We start from the raw sequence: 1,573 nt of genomic DNA, 5'->3' as shown, positions 1-1,573 counted from the left end.
CCAATTAGAGGTAGTCGAATCAATTTTGATAGAACAAGTTTGATAAAATCAGGGTGAAAGCATTTGTTAAACTTGGAGTCTGATTCCGCAATGCGCTCTTGTGAATAATTCACTTCAAGATATTCTTCTCAATCTCTTTTATTAGCTCTTCGCTGTACTCCCTTGAAAATAACACAATTTTCATGCGACGTGGTGCGCCGCGGTGCATGGGCGATTCCTTAACAATTAGATCTATCACTTCATCCCATTCCTTATTTAAATAATATCTCGCTAGTTGGTTAACTAGTGTCATATAAACGTCATCAGTCAGTCTTACGGGCCTATTGTTCAAACCGCTTCTGAATGCCTGTAAGGCATTTCTTGTAACTGCTCAATAACTTGTGGAAAGTTATTAGTAGGGTAGTCATAGAAACATGGATAATTATGCAATATTCCCTTTGTGATTGCAAATATGTTCATGGAGGAATTGGGATGAGGGAGGAGAGAGATGGCATTTTGTTTTGCTTAGAGATTCTGTCATAGAGATAATCCCTGAAATTGATGCCAAGCTTACGGCAGGTGTCCATAATCGTAAAGAAGGTCTCCCAGCTCTTTGTCCCATCAGCAGACCTTGTTCCAAAGCTAATTTTGCGTTTAATAACATACATTCTTAAGGCCAGTTCGGCAGGGTTGTTATGGAGTGGGGTATCAGGATAGTCCAGAACCACCAGCAGAAAGTCCTTTTTCTTTTTGGTCAGCTCTATACGATTGTCTAAATCCTCATATCCTGTTTTAGTGGAGAAGATTTCCTCGAATAGATGAGCGAGGCGTATCTTTTCTTCTTCACCTGGATTCTTTTTATATTCGGTAAGCTGGTAATAATACTCCCAGATTCGAGCTCTAAAGTCATCCAAAAGTCTCTGATGATGAGCAAGTAAAGGGGTTAGCTTTACGTAGTGTCTTTCTTCATGGATCCAACAGAGGGCCCGCAGAGGGGTAATGTAATAGAACTGCCTGGCATCATCACAAACAAGCCTCTGGATGATGGGACTGGCCTGGTTTTCCTGGTAGGAGGCTATAGCCGCTGCTTCCAGTATCATGGTCTTATGGCGGTCCTTCAGCTCAGGTATCAGGAGATTCAATTCCTTCTCAAATCTCTCCCTTCCCATCACCCCCATCTTAAGAAGGGGCTTTAGAGAGGAGAGAACTGAGGCCTTCAGTTTTTGCTCAAGAAAGCCAAGGGCATAGGGGTTAATCAGGTAGGAGAGCTCTTCTTCCTGGCTTAAAATGCCGATGACTGTTAGGCGGTCTTTTTTGGGATTGATGAAGAAGGCCGAGAAATAGTCATTACAAAGGACGGTAAAGTGCTGATTGGTTCCCTGGACCCGGGCCCCGGTATCATCGATATGCTGGTAGGATGAACTCTGTATCCCTGCCCTTATAATCTCTCTCTTCTCCTGATGAAACCCCTCATGATTCTTGGTAATGATATTGGAAATTTCTCCTACAGAGATACGAATCCCTATATCAGTGAGCATCTGGTGGATCCTGTTTTCGGTCATTCTACTGTGGAAATACCAGAAGAGCACCCAGG

The 1,573-nt window shown here is 43.0% G+C and carries 2 protein-coding genes; both read right to left on the bottom strand.

Features of this window, described 5'->3' with window-relative positions; translation table 11 throughout:
* Nucleotides 1-109: 109 nt before the first annotated feature.
* On the bottom strand, nucleotides 110-238 hold the full coding sequence (locus HW443_RS13485; RefSeq protein WP_258190524.1) for a hypothetical protein: 129 nt from the start codon (nucleotides 236-238) through the stop codon (nucleotides 110-112).
* Nucleotides 239-455: 217 nt separating this feature from the next.
* Nucleotides 456-1,573: IS66 family transposase (locus HW443_RS11125; RefSeq protein WP_176238215.1), on the bottom strand; the 1,118-nt coding region annotated here is incomplete at its 5' end.

Source organism: Candidatus Hakubella thermalkaliphila (genome assembly GCF_013281975.1).
Taxonomy (GTDB): Bacteria; Actinomycetota; Humimicrobiia; order Hakubellales; family Hakubellaceae; genus Hakubella; species Hakubella thermalkaliphila.
This window is presented reverse-complemented; position numbering and strand designations above follow the sequence as displayed.